This window comes from Pseudoalteromonas sp. NZS100_1 (assembly GCF_015864285.1).
Lineage (GTDB): Bacteria > Pseudomonadota > Gammaproteobacteria > Enterobacterales > Alteromonadaceae > Pseudoalteromonas > Pseudoalteromonas arctica.
The window spans coordinates 166,343-186,645 of the sequence record NZ_JADYXN010000002.1 but is presented as its reverse complement, the minus strand read 5'-3'; the positions used below and the strand labels follow the sequence as shown (position 1 = coordinate 186,645).

12 protein-coding genes are annotated in these 20,303 nt (G+C 38.8%); 2 read left to right on the top strand and 10 right to left on the bottom strand.

Going from position 1 to position 20,303, the window contains the following annotated elements; translation table 11 throughout:
• Positions 1-19: 19 nt before the first annotated feature.
• Genes galE through I6F66_RS02120 form a run of 6 tightly spaced genes read right to left on the bottom strand, consistent with a single transcriptional unit; the run spans position 20 to position 6,900 of the window.
• A complete protein-coding gene (galE, locus tag I6F66_RS02145; protein ID WP_197208603.1) occupies positions 20-1,048 on the bottom strand; it encodes a UDP-glucose 4-epimerase GalE in 1,029 nt (342 codons plus the stop codon).
• A gap of 10 nt (positions 1,049-1,058) precedes the next feature.
• Complete coding sequence (galK, locus tag I6F66_RS02140) at positions 1,059-2,213, bottom strand: galactokinase (protein WP_165727477.1); 1,155 nt, start codon at positions 2,211-2,213, stop codon at positions 1,059-1,061.
• Positions 2,210-3,265, bottom strand: a complete 1,056-nt coding sequence (locus I6F66_RS02135; protein WP_165740989.1) for a UDP-glucose--hexose-1-phosphate uridylyltransferase — start codon at positions 3,263-3,265, stop codon at positions 2,210-2,212. The genes galK and I6F66_RS02135 overlap by 4 nt, the downstream gene beginning before the upstream one ends.
• 12 nt (positions 3,266-3,277) lie before the next feature.
• Positions 3,278-4,360 (bottom strand): glycosyl hydrolase, encoded by a 1,083-nt coding sequence (locus I6F66_RS02130; RefSeq protein WP_165727475.1) that lies wholly within the window; start codon positions 4,358-4,360, stop codon positions 3,278-3,280.
• 9 nt (positions 4,361-4,369) lie between these two features.
• Complete coding sequence (locus I6F66_RS02125) at positions 4,370-5,308, bottom strand: sugar kinase (protein WP_197208601.1); 939 nt, start codon at positions 5,306-5,308, stop codon at positions 4,370-4,372.
• Positions 5,305-6,900, bottom strand: coding sequence for an MFS transporter (locus I6F66_RS02120; RefSeq protein ID WP_197112174.1), 1,596 nt, complete (start codon positions 6,898-6,900; stop codon positions 5,305-5,307). The genes I6F66_RS02125 and I6F66_RS02120 overlap by 4 nt, the downstream gene beginning before the upstream one ends.
• Before the next feature lie 326 nt (positions 6,901-7,226).
• Here I6F66_RS02120 and I6F66_RS02115 point away from each other — a divergent pair, with 326 nt between their 5' ends.
• Together I6F66_RS02115 and I6F66_RS02110 are read left to right on the top strand one after the other, a co-directional pair.
• The gene (locus I6F66_RS02115) at positions 7,227-9,566 is read left to right on the top strand and encodes an agarase (RefSeq protein ID WP_197208599.1); all 2,340 of its coding nucleotides are present in this window, start codon (positions 7,227-7,229) and stop codon (positions 9,564-9,566) included.
• Positions 9,567-9,737: 171 nt separating this feature from the next.
• On the top strand, positions 9,738-10,352 hold the full coding sequence (locus I6F66_RS02110) for a GntR family transcriptional regulator (RefSeq protein ID WP_149605600.1): 615 nt from the start codon (positions 9,738-9,740) through the stop codon (positions 10,350-10,352).
• Between the two features lie 291 nt (positions 10,353-10,643).
• Here I6F66_RS02110 and pbpC read toward each other — a convergent pair whose 3' ends face one another.
• The 4 genes from pbpC to I6F66_RS02090 form a co-directional block, all read right to left on the bottom strand.
• Positions 10,644-13,034: a penicillin-binding protein 1C gene (gene pbpC, locus I6F66_RS02105; RefSeq protein ID WP_197208597.1), complete on the bottom strand. Its 2,391-nt coding sequence runs from the start codon at positions 13,032-13,034 to the stop codon at positions 10,644-10,646.
• Positions 13,015-18,939: an alpha-2-macroglobulin gene (locus I6F66_RS02100; protein ID WP_197208595.1), complete on the bottom strand. Its 5,925-nt coding sequence runs from the start codon at positions 18,937-18,939 to the stop codon at positions 13,015-13,017. The genes pbpC and I6F66_RS02100 overlap by 20 nt, the downstream gene beginning before the upstream one ends.
• Positions 18,940-19,003: 64 nt before the next feature.
• Positions 19,004-19,597: a DUF1287 domain-containing protein gene (locus I6F66_RS02095; RefSeq protein ID WP_007586160.1), complete on the bottom strand. Its 594-nt coding sequence runs from the start codon at positions 19,595-19,597 to the stop codon at positions 19,004-19,006.
• 27 nt (positions 19,598-19,624) lie between these two features.
• Positions 19,625-20,104 (bottom strand): hypothetical protein, encoded by a 480-nt coding sequence (locus tag I6F66_RS02090; protein WP_197208664.1) that lies wholly within the window; start codon positions 20,102-20,104, stop codon positions 19,625-19,627.
• Between the last annotated feature and the right edge of the window lie 199 nt (positions 20,105-20,303).

The following is a 20,303-nucleotide window of genomic DNA, read 5'->3' as shown; positions in this document are numbered from 1 at the left end:
AGTGCTTTACATAAGGAAGTTATACATTTGGATAGCCATTAGGGTTATTACTTTGCCAGCGCCATGTGTCTTTCATCATGTCTGCGAGGGTATATTGACATTGCCAGCCTAAAACAGACTGGGCTTTAGATGAATCGGCCCAAAAGGCAGCTAAGTCGCCATCTCGGCGCTTTACAATGTCAAAGTTAATATCAACTCCGGTATACTCAATAAATGCTTTTACTATGCCAAGCACAGAATAAGGAGTACCAGTGCCTAGGTTAAATGCTTCATATAGACTGTGGTGTTGCTCGCCAAGCCATTTAAGGGCTTTAATATGACCATTAGCTAAATCACTAACGTGTATATAGTCCCGCTCACATGTACCGTCTTCAGTAGGGTAATCGCCTCCATAAATGGCTAATTTGTCACGTTTACCTACAGCAACTTGAGCAATAAAGGGCATTAAATTGTTAGGAATACCTAATGGGTCTTCTCCTATTTGGCCGCTAATATCTGCGCCAATAGGATTAAAGTAACGCAGGCTGGCTACTTGTAAACCAGTATTTGAGGCGACTATTTCTTGTAGTATTTGCTCAATCATTACCTTTGTTTGCCCATACGGGCTTGCTGCACGCCCTAGAGGTAAACTTTCGGTATAAGGCACCGATGCGCCTTGTCCATAAACTGTAGCTGATGAGCTAAACACGAGTTTATCAACATTATATTTAAGCATGCATTGGCATAAATTTAAGGTAGACACCAAGTTGGTATAATAATACTCAAGTGGTTTTTCTATGGATTCGCCTACCGCTTTTAAACCTGCAAAGTGAATAACCGAATCAAATTTATGCTCGCTAAACGTGGCAGACAACTTATCGTTATCAAGTAAACTGGCGTGAATAAATTCAACTTTTCGCTTTGATAACGCTTCTACGCGAGTTAGCGATTCACGACTCGAGTTACTTAAATCGTCTATTACTACTACGTCAAAACCATCTTTTAATAAGCTTAAAACAGTGTGGCTGCCAATATATCCCGCGCCTCCTGTTACCAGTACTTTTTTCATTAGATTGTCCTTATGCTCTTATAAGTGATACACCAGCTGAAGGTACGCTTGTGTAAATCGTTTCTTTTAATCCTGTTTGTTGCTCGTACTGCGTTTCAATAGCACTAATTACATTCTCTACCAAAAAATTAGGAACAAACGCCACTACACAACCACCAAAGCCACCGCCCGTCATTCTTACGCCGCCGTGTTCATTAATTACTTTTGCGATAATATTCACAAGAGTGTCAATTTGGGAGGTGGTTATTTCGAACAAATCACGCATAGAGGCATGGCTTTGTGCCATTAGTGTACTTAGTTTGGTTATATCGTTATTACTAAAGGCTTGCATGGCTTCTAATGTTCGCGCATTTTCATACACAATGTGCTCTACACGCTTGGCTACTTCAACGCTTAATGTATGTTTTTTTGCCTCAAACTCATCAATACTTACATCGCGCAAGCTCGGTTTAGACAAAGCTTCTGCCCCTGCATAACATTGCTCTCGGCGTAAGTTATATTCGCTATCAAGCAAGCCTCGTTTAACGTTTGAGTTAACCATTAAAATAGTCATCTTTGGGTCAATGCTCACTTCAATTAAATCAAGTGAGCGGCAATCTATACCCAATGCTTGTCCTTGCTGACCACACGCCGATATAAGCTGATCCATAATTCCACAGTTGCAGCCCACAAAATTGTTTTCAGCGGCTTGTGCAATTTGAGCTATGTCTTTTCGCTCAATAAACAATTCACATAAATGATTAAATGCATAAGCAATACCTACCTCAAGTGCAGCCGATGAACTAAGACCAGCTCCTTGCGGGACATTACCTGTGATGCATATATCGCAGCCACTGAGTTTATGATTTCGTTTTTGCAGTTCATCAACTACGCCGCGAACATAATTACTCCACGTTTGCGTACTGTGGCTATTAAGCGGTTTATTTACTAAAAAGTTGTCGGTTTGGTTATCGCAATCAAGTGCAAGTACATTTACTACATCATCAGTTCGAGGGGACACCGCAATGTAAGTAGCGTATTCAATGGCACAAGGCAGTACAAAACCATCATTGTAATCGGTGTGCTCACCAATTAAATTAACACGCCCTGGGGCTTTGACAACAAAGTCGGCATCGCGTCCAAAGTGGTTTGAAAAAGCTAACCGTGCGCTTTGTTCAACATTCATTTAGTGTTCTCTTTATAATGCGTTAGTGATTGTTTCTTCAAAATAGTGGCAGCTTGCTCGGGTGTAATATCACGCTGTGCTTCGGCCATCATCTCGTAACCAACCATAAATTTTTTAACACTGGCTGATCGTAGTAATGGCGGTAAAAACTGCGCATGTAATTGCCAAAATAAGTGGCTTTGACCATCATAAGGCGCGCCATGCCAGCCCATAGAGTACGGAAATGAACATTGAAATAAGTTATCGTAACGAGTTGTTATATTTTTAATAATTTCAGCTAGACTACTTTGTTGAGCGTCTGTCAGCTGTATCATTTGAGTAATCGCAAACCGAGGCAATAGCAGTGTTTCAAATGGCCATGCAGCCCAATAAGGCACAACCACCAGCCAATCATCGTTTACACAAACCACGCGTTCTTGCTTTTCAATTTCACGTTTTGCGTAATCAAGCAGTAAATTACTTTTATACTTTTCGTAATATCGTTTGAGGTTTTCGTGTTTACGCGCAACCAAACTAGGTAATTTATTTTGTGCCCAAATTTGACCATGTGGATGTGGGTTAGAGCACCCCATTACAGCGCCTTTATTTTCAAATACCTGAACCCATTTGTAAGTTTTTGATAACTCTATGCATTGCTCTTGCCATGTGCTTACTACATTTGTAACTTGCGAAACACTAAGCTCTGGTAGTGTTTTTGCATGATTAGGCGAAAAACAAATAACACGCGCAGTGCCACGCTCTGTATGCATACTAAATAGGGGATCGGTTTGCTCCACATCAGGCACACCTTCACGCAAGGCGGCAAAGTCATTAGTAAACACAAAGGTGTTTTTGTAATCTGGATTTACTTCACCGTTAATACGCGTATTGCCTTTACATAAAAAGCAGCTTTCGTCGTATTCTGGTTTAACCTCAATATCTACACTTTCTTCTTGACCTTGCCATGGGCGTTTAGCCCGGTGTGGCGACACCAACACATATTCATTTAATAATGGGTTTAAACGCCGGTGTGGATGCTCTGTCGGGTCAAATTGATTTTGTTGCTCACTCATTCTTTACTTTCCCTAGTTACTGTTTTGAAAGGTACCGGCGTCGAGCACTTGCTTACGAGGAGTAAAACGACAAATATAGTTCCAGTTCCAACTGGCATCGTATTTATGGCACAACCCCCAGCTAATTCCAGGTGCTGGATTTTGCTCAAACCCTTGCGCTGGTCGATATAAGCCTATCGCTTCTGGACCGCCTTTTATATGCGCCATAATTTCAAAATTAATACCGTCCTGAGCAAATTGAATGGTGTTTTTTTCAGGGCCATCGGTTGTTAGCAAACTAGCAATACCCCCTTTATAATTCCAAACAACGACCTCATGACCGCTATTTGAAATAGGGTTATAAGGCGATTTAACATAAGGACCTAATACATCATCAGCAATAGCAACACCGTGTTTTATTTCACGACCACCAAAGTTCATTCCTTCACCTTGGGTTTCGCCTTTGTAGTACAAGTAAAATTTATTATTAAAAAATACTAAACATGGGTCGTGTACTTTATGACTATCAAAACTACCTTTAGCTGTTACTGCAAAACGACTGTCTTCATCACCAAGCCATTTACCATCTTTGCTTGGGCTTACAATCGGTTTTGGTGATTTTATCCACGGCCCAAATGCAGATTCAGAGTGAGCTATTGCAATATGTTCGTACTGACGATTTGTATAAGGTGTTTGTACTGTTTGATAAACCAAATAATAATGACCTTGGTGTTCAAACACTTCAGGCGTAAAAATTGCTCTGTCGTCGTAATCACCTGGTTTACCTGGGCTTACAGCTAAGCCTTGTTCTTGCCATGTAATACTGTCTTTTGAGGTGGCATGCCAAACTTGCGTTAAATCCCATGGAAATACTTTGTCATTCGGATTAGTAGAGTTAAAACCAACCGTTTCCCCCTCACCTTTGGTGTACCAACAATGGTAAACACCATCAATGTATAAAACAGATGAAGGATCGCGACGTATAACCCCTTCTTCATAGGCAAAATCACCCAGCAACGGTTCTATATCAAATTCTGTAAGCCACTGCGGGCCATATTTATCGTAGCCACGCTCTATTGCACGCTTACTTGCTAAACTTAATTTTTTATCAGACATGTTAATTCCTTACTTACCTAGGCTTATATTTAGCGACTGGTATACGTCAAGAGGTAAAATCGCGCCTTGATGCTGCACAACTTGTGAGGCAACACTGTCAGCCATTTCTAATGCATTTTGAGGGTTTTGTGCACACATTCTGGCGGCTAAGTAGGTTCCGGCAAATGAGTCACCTGCCGCTGTACTATCAACTTGCTTTGCAGCGGGTGTAAACGGACATGACGCTTTAAGATCATCTTTGCAATAAACCTGCATCCCGGCACTACCAGCTTTAATAACAATTTCGTCGATATCAAATTGTGTACAGTACTGAACAATCTCTTCAATGCTTGAATGACCGAATAACACACGGTGATCATCAAGACCTGGTAAAACTACATTACTAAGCGCATAAGCACGCTCTAGCCATTCAATAGCGTGGCTTTTTGATTGCCACATACGCGCGCGATAATTAGGGTCGAACGCAATTGTGCAGCCTTGTTTTTTAAGAGCAACTAATAATGTGAGTAAACCTTGTTTAGATTCATCATCTAAAATACCTAAACTAATGCCACTGAAAAACACCCAGTCTGATTCTTTCAAACCTAAATTAAATGGCTTTTGAGTATATAAACTCATCATATGCTTCGCTGCTGATTGATTACGCCAATAATCAAAGCTTCGCTCACCATCAGCATCCGTTGAAATAGCGTAAATACCCACGTTATAGTCTGCTGTTGTAATCACGTTTTGTGTATTAATACCTTCTTGTTGCCAACATTTGAGCATATTGGCACTCAGGACGTCGCTACCTACAGCTGTAAATAGCGCGCAATTTAGTGTGTTAGCAAAACGCTTTGCATACACAAGAGCATTGTAAGTATCGCCCGCAAATGACTGCTTGCATTCGCTAATACCTGTTGGTACTAGCTCAACCATACATTCGCCTATAGCGAGTAAAGTACTCACACACCCTCCTGTACTTTTTTAGTGTGTAGGCCTTCTAGGTAGACTTCAATTTCTTCTATCGATTTATTTTTAGTCTCTGGCATAAACTTAAATAACAATGCAAAGCCGGCTACACCCGATACGGTATAAAGTAAAAAGATGTTTGCAGCGCCTAAATTACTTAGCTGCCATGGGAAAAACTGCTGAACAAAATAGCTAATTACACTGGCAATAAATGCAAAGGTAGGAATGGCCACACCTCGAATACGAGTCGGGAATATTTCAGAAAATATCACCCACATAATTGGCCCAATCGAAAAGTGAAAGGCTGCAATAAAGCCCGCTATACCAAATGATATAAGTGGCGCGTTTATAGTTGCTGCGCGTGAAATTAAATCGCTTTCAAATAATTGCTGTTGCGAAGCTGTAAGTACGCTCGCTAAAGCCTGCTTAAATTCAATATCACTGTGATACACGGTACCAATTATGTGCTCCAGTCCTGTAATAGAGTTTAACGCTGAAAACGAGGTTATATCTTCAGCCGACAAACTATATTCTGCCTGGCTAAAGCCTAAATAACACATAAACAAACTAATTGTTGCAGCTGCTAATCCCCAAATAACAAGGGGTCTGCGCCCTAACTTATCTATCAAAGCAATAGCTACCACAGTAAATACAATACTGACTAAACCAATTAAAACAGCGTTAAAAAAAGCAGCATCAGTGCCGACTCCCAGTTGTTCAAACACCGTTGGAGCATAAAACATTATGGCGTTAATCCCCGTCACTTGCTGCACAATAGCAATAGTAAAAGCAATAATGACAGCTGTGCGAACACGACTTTCGAGTAGTTGTTTAAATGAAGAAAAATACCCACCTGTTTCGCTGTAATCAACCAAGCTCTCTTTAATACTCTTAAGTTGCTCTTGGGCCAATTCAGTATTTTTATTTAAACGATGCAAGATAGTTATAGCGCGTGTTTCGTTGCCTTTCATAACTAACCAACGCGGGCTTTGGGGAATAGTAAATAATAATAAAAACCATAAAATAGCAGGAATAATCTCAACGCCTAGCATCCAGCGCCATAAATTATCTTGTACATTCCACTGTGTTACCCACTCAAAATTACTGTGAGCTAAATCAACAAGTAAGTAGTTAGCAAAATACGCTGCGGATAATCCGACAACAATATTTATTTGAATCATAGACACTAATTTACCACGGTACTTAGACGGTGCAACTTCGCCTATATACATAGCAGCGACCGATAAAGACGTGAATGCTAATCCACCTATAAAACGAGCAGCAACTAATAGCTCGTAACTTGGCGCGAAAACCGATGCAATTGCCGACAGTATGTATATAAACGCAATGCCTATTAAAGTATTTTTTCGGCCAAACATATTGCATATGTAACCGGTAATGACTAAAGCAAATAGCACACCAAAACCAGGCGCACTCACTACAGTGCCTATTTGAATGTCTGATAAATTGAATTCTGCCGATACAAAACGAACCGTACCTGAAATAAGAGCAGCGTCTAATCCAAATATAAAGCCGCCAAAGGCGACAATAAATGCAAAGAAAAACACATTACGTTTACTACCATTCATACTTCTATCCAACTTTGTTGTTATCATTGTGTGTTGCTTTATATAGAGAATAAAGCGAGTGCTAGTGTCAAAACCCAACATTGTTAACAATTAACCATGAGTAATGACTTCGAGACTATTTCAAAATTAACGCACTTGCAACATCTATTTTAAGAAATCATGCTTTAACTTAAATTCTTTTACAATTAACATTAAAAATTAGTTAAACAAAATCAAAAGTTTATTATAAATGACACACAAAAACACAAATTGCACATTGTCAACAATATTCAATTTTGTTTTTTTGTTGTATGGTATGTTAAATTGTAATTAAAGGTTGAACAGCAATGAAATATAAAAAGAACATACTACTCACATCGCTCTTGCTTGCGCTAAGTGCCTGTAACCAACAAGAAATCAAGGTTGAAAAACCAACCAATGAGCCTACAGAGGTTAATTCAGCAGATACATTAATGTATTTATTTGCTGATGCTGCACACACACAGCTAACCCCAGTTCAATACAAAAGTAATGCAGCCACTGTAAAGGCAGAAAACTCTGTATTAGATGTGACATTTCAATCTAAGAAAAATTCGTACGCCAGTATTGTTTTTTCACCGGAAAAACCTTGGGATTGGAGTGAATTTAGTGATTTTAATCTTGCCTTTGAATTGGCAAACCCAGGAACACACTCTGTACAAATTTATTTAGATATCTCCGATATTGACGGTGCTAACTATACGCGTAGCGTTAATGTGCCAGTAGGTGGATACAACACGTATTACGCAAAACTTGACGGCCACGACCTTGCAACGCCCGATGGCAAAGAAAATGTAGAACTTAACTTTACCTCAGGACTTCGTTCAAACCCCGATACGTGGGAGTCTGATGAGGTACAGTTTATTTCTATGTGGGGTAAAAAAAATCTTAACTTAAAAGGCATCGCTAAAATAGCAATTAGCGTGCAAAGTACATTGCATGACAAAGAGCTGGCAATAAAATCTATTTCACTTCGTAAAAACCCTCAATTTAATACTGCTTTTTTAACCAAAATTGTTGATGAATTTGGCCAAAATGCCAAACAAGAATTTTCAGGGAAGGTACATTCAGAAGCCGAGCTATTGAGCGACAAAAAACAAGAAGCAGCACAGTTACTTTCTAAACGCCCTACTAATCGCTCACGCTTTGGTGGCTGGGCAGAAGGTCCAAAATTAGAAGCTACTGGTTATTTTAGAACGGCTAAATATAATGATAAATGGTCATTAGTCGACCCTGATGGCTATTTATACCTTGCAACCGGTATTGATATCATTCGTCTTGCAAACTCAACCACACTAACTGGTTACGATTTTGATCAAGCATTATTGGCAAAACCAGCGGATGCAGGGGTAACACCTGAGGATTCAAAAGGGTTAAACCAAGTAAATAAAGAAGCGCTTAAAAGCCGCTTTGTAGCGTCACAAGTGCGTAAAAATTTATTTGAATGGCTACCTGATTATAATGAGCCTCTAGGTAAACATTTTGGCTATCGTAAAAGTGCGCATTCGGGTCCGTTAGAACACGGCGAAACATATAGCTTTTATGCAGCTAATTTAGAGCGTAAGTACGGACAAAATAATACAGATTATATGCAAAAATGGCGAGAAGTGACTCTTGATAGAATGATCACATGGGGCTTTAGCTCACTGGGTAATTGGACTGATCCGAGTTATTACGATAATCAAAAAGTGCCCTACTTTGCCAATGGTTGGATTATAGGTGATTTTAAAACCGTATCAAGCGGAAGCGATTTTTGGGGAGCCATGCCGGATGTATTCGACCCTGAATTTACAGTGCGTGCTAACGAAACCGTTAGTGTTGTTGCAAAAGAAGTTAAAAATTCGCCTTGGGCAGTAGGCGTATTTATTGATAACGAAAAAAGCTTTGGCCGCCCTGATTCCGTTAAAAGCCATTATGGTATTGTTATTAATACCTTAGGCCGTGATGCTAAAACAGTGCCTACTAAAGCTGAATTTTCTCGCTTAATGAAAGAAAAATATACTGATGTCGCTAAACTTAATAAGGTATGGCACTTAAACTTAGCCTCATGGGTTGAGTTTGACAAAGGTGTAACGGTTGATATAAAAAATGAAGAACAACTGAGTGATTTTGCTATTTTACTTACAGCCTATGCCGACAAGTATTTTAGTGTTGTAGATGCTGCTATGGATAAATACCTGCCAAATCATATGTATTTAGGTGCACGTTTTCCGGATTGGGGCATGCCAATCGAAGTGGTTAAAGCATCTGCTAAGTATGTAGATGTAATAAGCTTTAATGCATACAAAGAAGGCTTAAGAGAAGATAAATGGGCATTTTTATCACAATTTGATAAACCAGCAATTATTGGCGAATTTCATATTGGCGCATCTGACTCGGGTTTGTTTCACCCTGGGTTAATACATGCAGCTAACCAGCAAGACAGAGCAAAAATGTATACAGATTACATGAACTCAGTCATCGACAACCCTTACTTTATTGGCGCACATTGGTTTCAATATATCGACTCGCCAATTACTGGTAGAGCCTACGATGGCGAAAACTATAATGTTGGCTTTATTAGCGTTACAGATCGCCCCTATACTGAAATGGTTGAAGCAGCTAAAGCAATGAATGAGTCTATGTATGAACGACGTTTTAAAAAATAATCGTAAATACAGCCATTAATTGTACATTTATTGGTCTATTGTAATGTGTTGACAATAGACCATTCCACTTTTTTTATATACACTGAGATAAGTACATGATCTTGACTAAATTAACAAAGCTTATTAATTAATGTTAGGGTCAGATAAAGTTAATCAAATTTAGGAATAAATATGGCTGGTAACAGAGCAACTAAAATTTTATCTGTAAAAGATCAAATAGCTGAGCAATTACGCTCAGATATAATCTCTGGTGAAATGCCACCACAAACTAAGTTAAATGAAAAAGAGCTGGCAGAGCGATTTGGTCTTTCTCGCGGCCCTATTCGCGATGTTATATTACAGCTTACAAAAGAAGGTTTACTTATTTCTCGCAATAACTGTGGTGCGTCTGTAAATAGTGTTTTAGAGCCTAAATTACAACGCTTAATGATAAAACTTCGCCGTAGTATTGAAGAGTACGCAATCACTGAATTAAACGGTAATTTAACTGATCAAAACATTGCTGAACTAGAAGGCATTTTAGCATCTTTAGAAGACGCGCTCGATAGAGAAGATTATACCGAAGTAACTAAAATTGATATTTCGTTTCATCAGTATTTAATATACCAAGCTGGTGGCGAAGAACTTGTTAATATTTGGTATCCGTACGTAATGCGTATGCGCTTAAACTATAAGCGAATTACTTCAAGTTCTGAATGTGTAAACGAGCACCGCGCTATTCTAGAAGCACTAAAAGCACAAGATAGCGCCGCAGCAGTTAAAGCAGTAAAACATAATATTAAGTAACGTACTTTCGAAGTCATTTTGATACTCCGCTATGTGAACTAGCGGCTATGAAGTCATAAGGGCGTGTTGATCTTTGTAGATTGAAATTTTTTCAATCTAGGAGCCGATTTAATCGCGGCCCGAGATTTGTAGTCTAGTGGGCTACCGAGCAAAAGCTCCGCGTCCAGCTCACGCCCTTACCATCATCCACATCCATGTAGGTAAGAAAGAGTAAATCGCTCTCGTTTATATAAATTTCAGTTATAAAAAACTACCCTTTATTTATTACATTAAATGCATGAACACTCAATATCACTGAACGAGCTTTACACGCATTGAAACTGATGCGCTACGCCCTAAATTATCAACCACTCTTACGTCAAATTCGCCTACTTGCGGGTGCCAGAAAAAAGGCGTATCTCGCTCTACTTTACCTACAAAACTGTTATCTACAAACCAGTATAAAATACGTGAATCTGTATCTGTGGTTGCACTAAAAGGCAGGCTTTCTTGCTTTAATTTACTGGCTCTTATCGTGTAGCTAATTAAGTTACTCGGAGATGTAATAGTCGGTGCTGAGCCTTGTGTACTCGTGTTATTAATTAAGCATGAATCTAAATAAGGTGGAGGCTGGCGTTTAACAATGCCTGCTTGCTTAAATAATCTGACTAAGTCAGATGGCCAAAATTCATAAACTGCTTTTGTCGTTGTAAATTCATCATACTGACAAGCACGTAATCCCGACGCTTTATCAATATAAATTTCACGATGTACATCGGACACTTTAATTGGCGACTTACCTGGGATAAAAAGCCCTTTTTCTGTTTTAGGGCAATGCACATTAGGTAAATCACCTGTTGTTGAACAAATATCTACTTCTGTAATATTTAAACCACCTGGTTTTATATTGCCTTTGATTAAGCCGTAACTATCTAATGAACGTATTATTTCAAAAAATAAAGGCGCGGCTGCTTGTCGCCCAATAAAAGATGGGTGCCCTTCTCCTGAAAAATTACCAACCCATGTAGCTAAAACATACGGGCCAACAATACCTACTGACCATGCATCACGAAAAGCAAATGAAGTACCGGTTTTCCAATATACAGGATATGATTGCCTTCTTTCTTTTTGAAATGAGATCTCATCAACTGCACTATTTTTACTTAGCATTTGTAAAGTCAGGTAGGCTGCCTCTGGGCTGATGAGTTGCTTGATATGTTTGTTTGGGTTGTTTGGGCTGTTTGGGTTGTTTTGGTTAATAACAGCGGCGTCTTTTTTTAATATAACTTCATCCTTATACACCCCTAAATTAGCTAACATGGCGTATAACTTAACGAGCTCTAGCATCGTTACTTCACTGCCGCCCAGCGCAAGCGCTAAACCATAAAACTCTTTAGGCTGAAGCTTTTTAACATCGGCAGCAACGAGTAAATCGTATAACCCCACTTTTTGTAAGCGATACATCAAATTAACGGCAGGCACATTACGGCTCAACACGAGCGATTCAGTAGCTGATATAGGGCCTAAAAACTGTTGATCGTAGTTCTCTGGTGTATATCCTCCAAAGCGTTTGGGGGCATCTTTTACAAGCGTTAATGGATGAATTAACCCTTCGTCTATAGCAAGCGCATAAATAAATGGTTTAAGGGTTGAACCTGGCGACCGTTTAGCTCTTACACCATTTACTTGACCGCTAATGTCATTATTAAAAAAATCCACAGAGCCTAATTCAGCAACTACTTCCATAGTTTTATAATTTAGTAAAATAGCAGACGTATTACTAAGCCCGTCTCTTTGCCTACGATTAATATAATTTTTTGCATGGCGCTGAAGTAAGTTTTGTAAATTAAGGTCTATCGACGTTTTATATTCTCCCGGCTTTAGGTGCGGGTACTCGCTTTGTAAATTATTAATAAAATGTGGGGCTTCAAAAGGTAAGTCTGAAGAGGCATATACCTTTATCGGTAATTGCATAGCTGCTAGCCAATGTTTATCCTCTGGATATTTTTCAAGCCAACGAGTAAACAGTTTTTTTCTTGTTTCTAGCAATACCAATTTAGCCGACTTTTTAATGGGATTTCGTTTGGTTGGGTTTTGCGGAATTAAGCTAAGTAATAATGACTCAGGTAAATTAAGATCAATGGCTGGTTTCTTAAAGTAAATTAAACTGGCTGCACCAACACCTTCAATATTTGATCCATAAGGCGCTAAATTAAAATACGCCTCGAGTATTTGGTTTTTACTGTAGTGTCGCTCAATTTGTAACGCTCGAAGTATTTGTTCTACTTTTCCAAAAATAACATGCGTGTTCATCCCAAAGTGCAACCGGGCTACTTGCATTGTTATTGTTGAGGCACCAACTCGGTGACTTCTTTTAATATAGCTAGTATAAAACGCATTTATTAAAGCAATAAAATCGACACCAGTATGCTCATAAAAGTCTTGGTCTTCATACAATAAAGTCGCTTGTTGAACGCTCAAAGGGATTTTATCTATTGGCGTCCATAATCTATATCTATCGTCTGCGGCTAAATTTAAACGAAGTAATTTACCACTGCTATCGTAAAAAGCCGTTGAGTAAGCATTAGGCTGGGTAATATCAGGCTTTGGAGTAAATAAATACAACAGCACTGCAAGCAGTGCTGTTGTAAAAAAAGCCGTTTTTATTATAAAACTAAACTTTTTATTTAGCGGCGGTAACATCAAAACGACCCGATTTTGAGTGCGCTTTAATACTTAAATCATACATAGATTCAGCATAAGCCGATGGCACTACAAAGCTGCCAGATGCAGTAGCCTTAACTTTGTAAGTCAGCTCAGTCATGCTATCGCCAAAGCTGCCATACAATATAACGCGATCCTCTCGTATATCTTTATAGTCAGAGGTCCAGCGGTTATAGCTATTGCGAACGCTGTCTCTGAGCACTTCAAAGCCACCAGGTAGCAAATCAATAACAGCAACATCCGAAATATTTTTACCCGTTGTACTACGCACTCGTAATACAACGTTTAGCTCTTGACCTTGAACAGCGGTGGTTACAATATTACCTTTATCGTCTTGGTATTCTCTGACAACTTCTAAACCATTACTTAATGACTTTTGTGGCACGTTTGTATCAAAACCAGCTTGGCTCATCATGTAAAATGAGCGAGGTGGCGCTAATACATCAAGCGTTTTAACGTCATTTAAAAACGAGGCTTTAGGATAAGGTGCATAAGTTACGTCTAATGCCTTTTTATCTGCCTTTGTCGTTGTTGCCATTATTTTTACATCTTCAGGCTGGGCTTGTGATAACGCAACTTTTGAATATGCCGTCATAGCAAGTACCGACCAAGCAGACGACAACGTGTTGTAGTCTCCTTTAAAAATAGGGTCAACTACAGTAAACAAATCATCTTTAGTTAACTGCTTTAAGCGAACCGGAAAATGTTTTGATAACAAATAAATATACTGTCCGTCGTGAGCTAAACGTGAGTCGTAAGCGCCCCAATTATCGTGTTGCGTATTTTGCCCAATTTTATAGCTATTGATCAGTGCTTGCGCTTTATCGCTTGCACGTAATAGCTGATAAGTTGCGCCCATAAACGCGGACGTTATATCTTGCTGCCATACTTTGCTATTACTCGCATTTACGCTTTTTTCTAAATCAGATAAGTAATTAGTTGTCACCTCACCTTGTCGTGTTAGCAAATAAATAGCATAAGCGCGGTTTCTGTCATTCGTCTCTAAAGATCCGTTCGCTATACTGCGCACACCTTCAAAACCACTGCTCCACATATCATAAGGTATTGCTACGCCCGCTTCTTTTGCATCTAATAAAAAATGCATAACATAAAGAGAAGAATAAATAGATGCACTAGAATTACCCGGCCATAACATAAATCTGCCATTAGGTAATTGACGTTGACGAAGGGTGTCTATTAAGTTGTTTATACGCTCATGTTTATAAGATACATCGCCCATATAACTTGGGTGTTCTAAATAACTCAGCACCGGAAACACACTACTCACCACTTGCTCGGTACACATATGAGGAAAGTTATCTAAATAACTAATAAGACCATCAACAAGCGCTAACGGGCTTTGTGAAGCGGTAATATTATTTTGTGATAAGTTAGGATATAGCTGTCTCGAGACCGCTATTTCTTTTTTACCTGATTCACTAAAGCCACTTTCAAAGCTACTAAAAAATGCAACCGCAGGGCGCACACTTAACGTTGCCGTGCGTTGGCTAACATTGTCACCCGACAGCGCAGTAAATGTAATTGATGCAGCGCCAAGCTTATCAAGCACTTTCACTCTAAACGTTAATGTGTCTTCTGATTTTTCATCAATATTTAGCGTTAATTTTTTATCACTTATTATTTCAATGTTGCTTGAAGCAAGCGCTTCTACCGTAATTGGCAGTTGTTTACCTGAATCCTCAACGCCATTGGCAATACCAAGTACAATATCAAACTCATCGCCTGGTGCCGCTGTCGTTAATACATTAGGGCTTAATACAAAAGGCCCTTTTACAAGTGTTGTACTTTCTTTAACACCAACACCCTCGTCATTTACGGCAATAGCAATTACACGTACCTGACCTGCAAAAGTATCTGGAATAGTGAACGTATGCTTTTTCGTTTTAGCATCAGCCGATAAAATACCAGACCAAAATGCGACTGGTTTTTGTACCTTACGAGAAAACGGGTTAAGTTGCTTGCTCTTGCGGTTCATTGCCATTGATTCAGCATAACCACCACCGGCGGCAGCAAGCTCTTGCACTAGTTTAAATTCAGGTAAAATAAGATCAACAATTTGCATAGTGCTAACTTCTAAAGCACGTTTTTGTAAGAAGTGATTTAACGGCTTTGGCGTCCGATAATTCGCCACTTGTAAAATACCTTCATCTACAGCAAATAAAAGAACACGTGACGGTGATTTAGCACTATATGAAATGACTAAATCGTCACCTGGTTTTACTTTATCAGGTATGTTTACGTCAAAATCTATTGCACGTTTACTACGATCAATCGCAAATGGTTTAACTGCGTAGCTCAGTGGGCTTGTGAATATTTCTTTCGATTCAAGGCTTCGAACAAATGAAACATTAACATACGCATTGCCTTCTATTCCTTTAGGTAGCGTTATTGTTTGTATGCTACTTGTTGTTTTACTCTCAAACCATTTAAATGCGTGTACTTTATTGGTTTCAATTGTAATTAAACCCGAGCCAACATAAGGCGCTACAATACTTATTTCAATTGTTTCGCCAGGTTTATAATCCGGTTTATTTAATTGCACTTGCAGTTCAGCATTTTTTTCAAGCTTACCCGCTAAGTTACCCGTACCGGTTACCGTAAACGATACTCTACTGACGGTATTTCCTTCGCCATCAACGAGTTCTACTAAGTAATCACCTGGCTCAGCAGTGGGTAATTCGTAGTCTGCGCCATCTTCTTTAATGTAAAACGGGTTGCTTGATACCTGTTTGTTTTTTCTAACCGATTGGTACTTATAAGTGCCGTTATTTTGTTGCACCAACGTAGATACATATTGTTGTTCTATTAAATTTAGCGATAAATCATCACGAGCAACTAGCTCAGTTTCTGAATTAATATTAATAAATTTTACAACACGTTTTGACTCTTTTGATATGTAGCTTAAATCGCCATCGGCTTTATAACCAACTAATTGCTCAACGGGTGAAACAAGCACCGAGCTGCTTGCACGAACACTTTTACCACCGCCTTCTTCATACCCTTGTACTGCAAAATTTAACTGATAAGTACCTGCCTCATAGCGGGTTAAGTCAATATCAAACTCTGCCTTGCCTTGTTCATCAGTTTTGGTTTCGGTTAATGATTCAATACTGTGTCTAATATTTTTGCCTTCACTGTGGGGATCAGAAAACACATAGTCTTTGTATTCATTAAAGTAAAAACCAGCTGGCGATAAACGTAAATCAGCGGTAACACGTCTATTTTGAGCAGGTGTACCAAATAAATTTTGAAGGCTCACCAATGCTTTAAATTTTGAGCTGTTTACCCACCCCTTTGCAGATGACTGAGAAAATTGACTGCTGATTTTCAATCTATCGGGCACAAACTCTTCAACTTTAAACTCAGTACTGCCTAATTGGTCACGGCTATTATTATTTTTAATAAGTTGCACCGATACATAATACGTTCCTGTGTTGGCGCTACTTTGTGTTTTAAAGTCAAAATCAAGCAACCCATACTTATCCAAACTCACACGTTTATTATAAACAGTTGCCCCTTTAGGATCGGTAATTATAAGTTCAAGCGGTATATCGCCCAGTTTTGCAAAGTTTTGTTGCTTAACAATCGTGGCAAGTTTAACGCTATCCCCTGGTCGATAAATTCCACGGTCAGAAAAAACAAACGCATCTATTTTATTACTGCCACTGAGCCCCGAACTTACACCGCCGGTATCAAACCGAGAGTAGTTAACCATTCGGGCATAGCGATTATAAGGAATAAAAGACATGTCACTTTTAGTTTCTACTACAAAAGCAACGGGAGTTTGATCATCAGTAAACCACGTTGTGTTGTCGAAAAATGCGTGCCCCTCAGAATCTGTTTTAGTATTTAAAATAACTAATCCGTTTTTACCCAATAACGACACCTTCGCTTTTGCTACCGGTTTTCCTGTTTCAATAGATTGGACAAATATATCGCGAGATCCATCTGCATTATTTTTTACCAAAATACCTAAATCAGTAATAAGGATAAGTCGTTTTTCTTGGGGTCCATATACGTAATTATCTTTTGTATTTAACGCTTGAGCATTTATAAAAAATAAGCCTAAACCAACTGACTCATTATACTTACTACTCAAATCAATAGATGAATAGACCGCTTTTTTAGGGTGCTCCGATTTTAAATTAACTTGTCTGGTAAAAATTGAACTTATGTTTTCTTCTGTAAAGTAATAATTATTAAATTCTGGATTAGAAATATCACCACTGGTTTGACTTATAAGGTGGTTAATTTGATTGGCTTCTACCCTACCTACTTTAACTTGAAGTGCGTTTACACCACGGGTCAAAAATGACAATTTATGGTCACCATTTTTTGATAATATAGACCCTTTAGACATAATATTTACTTGTGTCGGATACGCCGGCGTATCTAAAATAGTGTCGTATTTATTCACCATTGTAAATTCACCCGTCGACTTTAATCCCTTATCAATCGCGATATAAACTTGCTGGTTTTGAGGGGCGTCAAACGTAAAACTGTGTAACTTAGTTGTATCTTGCGCGGTAGGAATCGCATTTAACTTAACTTTTTGAGATTGCTTAAGCACTGCATCAGTAACCTCTCGTGGACTACCGAAGTACTTATAATTACCTTTTGAATCTTTAGTCGGTAATACGTAAGCAATCGTTTTACTAATCACATCTTGCGATGAAATATCGTCTGTGAAGTCTAAAACAAGTGTTTGTTCGGGCTCCCCTTGCGTATTTTTTACCATCAACACATTGGCAGTATTTACTCTAAAAAAGCTATTTACACTTGGGATCAACACAGCGTCTTTAATCTCTACTGTTGTTTTAGAAGGACCCATAACCGGCTTTACACCGCTATTAAGCACAAAATACAGATAGCTTTCGGTATCTTGAATACGTATTTGCTCTGAAGTAATGTAAATCTCTCGTTGATGTTTGTCGTAAGTAACATCAAATTTATATTGCGCGAGTTCGTTCTTGCCATCTTGATCAAGTGATTGAGTCAGCTTTAAATTATTTTTTATGGTGCTTATATCTGTTGGGTGAGTCGCTTTTAATGTTGCAACCACCTTGTGACTTTTTTTAACGTTAGGGTCTTGATAAAAAGCGAGCGAGCTAAGCGTTAGTTCAAAGTTGGGAGTTTTAAATACATGCTCATTATCGCTTAGGTGTATATCGCTTTTAAAAATAGACGAATCAAAACGTACTGTATATTCTTGCCCTGCTGACCAATCTTGTTTTGGGATAAATTTAAGCTGGCTTTCACTATTCCAAGACCACTGTCCAATGAGCTCTGGCGTGACTTTAATACCTTTGGGGATCACTTTACCAACAAGCGCAAGCTTGGCCACAGAGTAAGACACTGCATCCGTGTTCTCTACATCATCTAAAGCGGGAGTAAAATCAATATAAAGCGGTTCAGGGTTTAAAACATCAGATAAAGTGGTAACAGCAGGTGTAGAGTGAGTTGCTTTGTAACTAATTGGCTGTGGTAAGGAAAGAAAAAAACAATAGCCTGCTATAATTAATATCAGCATTAGCACGGCGCTAAAAAATGCTGTTTTACGCTCTTTAGCAAATCTAAGCACATTATTTATAGCAGTAATTAACCACTTTGGCTTGTGCCAAATAATGACACCAAATACATTTAAAATAACAAAAAACGTGGTCAGTAAAATCCACACACTGCCAACTGTTTTTTCGGTTACATTTACGTTGCCAAATAAGCTTGCAACCAAACCAAACAAGCCCGTTCCTATGGCTGAAAAAACAATACTCATAAATAAGCTCGCTATTTTGGGAGCGAGTTTACTTTGTTTAAGATTAACCTCTTTTGGGTTAGCCTCTTTTGAATCGGTTTTTGTATTCACGTTCAAAATCCTTTTTCTTTATACTGCATATCAATAAATGAGAGAACTCATACTTATAATCTGATTATTTATATTCTTGTGGGACGAAACGGTAATGCCCCGTAATTTTAAAATCGAAAAGCATGTCGCTTTTTTCAGGTCCTCGACCAATATTATGAACAATTAATGGATTCCCTGTGTCTTTTGCTAACTCATTCACAACCATCCCAATGTGCGGCAAATTACCTGGCAGCATCCACGTTACAATGTCACCCGTTTTATAGTCGTTCACGTTACTTGATTTAGCGAGCACTTGGCCATGATTTTTAAAGTAAGCCTGTAAGTTTGGCACACGGCGGTGGTCTATATTTTTATCCGGTTTGGTTAAACCCCAAATACGCTTAGAGGGATATAGCTCAAAGCTTTTTAACATGTCCTCATGCACAAGCTTTTGCAAATCAATACCTAAAAGTCGATATGATCGAATAACTACATCGGTACACACTCCTACATTAGCGGGCACATCGCCACCCGGATAAGCAATAGAGCGATAAGACCCATCGTAGGTAACGTTATGTGTTGTTCTTTCAAGTAACGCAGCCACAATATCGTCATCAAACGATGCCGCATAGGCATTTACACTAAGTAAGCTCAGTAAAAAAACAGTAAAGCGTGTCATATGCAATCCTTTGAAAATGTTAATTGACTACAACGCTTGAACCACGTGTTCAGGCACGTTTATTTTCTTGCCATTATTTGTAAAGTGCTTATCAAGACCGTACGCCATGACTTCAAGTGGTGCAGCATCATAACCAACCTGCTGAATTTCGGTTATGTAACGCAACATAAAAGCCTCGGCCCCAAGTTCACTCCATTGGGCTACGTGAACAAGTTCATGAAAATGCACAGCTAAATTATCAGCCACGTAAGGAAGCATGTAGTAAGTGTTTTTGTATGTAGTACCAGCCGCATCCATGTCAATAAAATCGCCTAGCCCCATTTCACGCAAAAAAGGAAAGTTAGGTTTGGGTATTTCATCGACAATAACGTAAAAGGCATTTTTTAAAAATTCGACAGGATAAAACCCTGCAAACTCACTGGCAAATTTTTCACAGCTAATTCTTTGGGTTTTATATTTAATATTTGTTGCATCAATCCATTGTTCTATTTGTTCGAGCATGTCCATTCTCTTAATCATCAATGTTTACTGGCTAGACATTTCCCATTGCGATACAAGCCGATAAGTTAAATGATACCAAAACCAAGGCAAATAATCGAACTCCAAAACCTAAGAAGTGAACACATAATAGTCTCGAGTTGTAGTTCATTCCTTATTTCATAGCTATGAGCATTAACTAATTCACACGAACAATCAGTGGGTGTAA

Bases quoted from the DNA above. Each gene is read 5' to 3' on its own strand.
- pbpC (WP_197208597.1), bottom strand. From the start codon at position 13,034: ATGTTACCGCCGCTAAATAAAAAGTTTAGTTTTATAATAAAAACGGCT.
- I6F66_RS02120 (WP_197112174.1), bottom strand. From the start codon at position 6,900: ATGAATGGTAGTAAACGTAATGTGTTTTTCTTTGCATTTATTGTCGCC.
- galE (WP_197208603.1), bottom strand. From the start codon at position 1,048: ATGAAAAAAGTACTGGTAACAGGAGGCGCGGGATATATTGGCAGCCAC.
- galK (WP_165727477.1), bottom strand. From the start codon at position 2,213: ATGAATGTTGAACAAAGCGCACGGTTAGCTTTTTCAAACCACTTTGGA.
- I6F66_RS02130 (WP_165727475.1), bottom strand. From the start codon at position 4,360: ATGTCTGATAAAAAATTAAGTTTAGCAAGTAAGCGTGCAATAGAGCGT.
- I6F66_RS02110 (WP_149605600.1), top strand. From the start codon at position 9,738: ATGGCTGGTAACAGAGCAACTAAAATTTTATCTGTAAAAGATCAAATA.
- I6F66_RS02095 (WP_007586160.1), bottom strand. From the start codon at position 19,597: ATGACACGCTTTACTGTTTTTTTACTGAGCTTACTTAGTGTAAATGCC.
- I6F66_RS02135 (WP_165740989.1), bottom strand. From the start codon at position 3,265: ATGAGTGAGCAACAAAATCAATTTGACCCGACAGAGCATCCACACCGG.
- I6F66_RS02115 (WP_197208599.1), top strand. From the start codon at position 7,227: ATGAAATATAAAAAGAACATACTACTCACATCGCTCTTGCTTGCGCTA.
- I6F66_RS02090 (WP_197208664.1), bottom strand. From the start codon at position 20,104: ATGGACATGCTCGAACAAATAGAACAATGGATTGATGCAACAAATATT.